Below are 805 nucleotides of genomic sequence, written 5' to 3'. Positions count from 1 at the left end.
TATGGCTTGTTTACTGAAGGAGATAGCGAAGCAGTCGCGCACGAGCAGCCGGAGCAAGAGAATAACTCTGATGAAAATAAAGTGTCTCTCGTAGAGCAACAGAGAGAAGCAAGGTTAAGAATGCTTGATCAGGCCCTGTCAGAGAGTTTGGCTAAAGCTTCAGAAAGCAATATAGATAGTTTGGATAAAGGTCGTCAGGGTAGTGGCGAGATTAAAAAAGGTTCGCTCAATAAGCCTGAAATGTCGGCGTCTCGATCAATTCCAGAGAGCGCTGGTGTTAAAGAGCTTGTTGAGCCCGACAAGGTACAAGATGGTACTCTAGCAGATAAAGAAGTTAGCGTTCCAGAATCGGATCAACTAGTTAGCGATACTTTGCAGATAGAGAAAATCGCTAAAAATGTACAGGAAAAAATTATTCCTGCCGCAGAGAGCAGCCGTGAAATACTTAAGCCGTTCTTTAAGGGGAAAGCATGGGTTGCATCCCAAAACTCAAGTGGTTATTCAGCTCAAATTTTAGGTAGCTATAACGAGAAAACAGCGATAGACTTCGCAAAGCGCGTAAGTAAAAGTGCTCAGCCGATATACTATCTTGAAACACTGCATCGCGGTAAACCCTGGTTTGTTGTTTTTTATGGTGTTTATCCTGATAAGGCTTCCGCCAATGCTGCGCTCAAGGTGGCACCTAAAATAATTACTTCTCAACAGCCTTGGTTGAGGAGCTATGCTGGAATTCTCAAGTCTTATCCGAGGCAATAACTAAATTAGTTTTTTGAAGCTATCTATTTGAAATATAAGGATAGTTTAT

General features: G+C 42.1%; 1 protein-coding gene. It reads left to right on the top strand.

Annotated elements, in window-relative coordinates:
- On the top strand, window positions 1–756 hold a 756-nt coding region (locus tag A3757_RS24535; protein WP_197470298.1), incomplete at its 5' end, for an SPOR domain-containing protein.
- Window positions 757–805 lie beyond the last annotated feature (49 nt).

It is taken from the genome of Oleiphilus sp. HI0117, from assembly GCF_001635235.1.
This window is presented reverse-complemented; position numbering and strand designations above follow the sequence as displayed.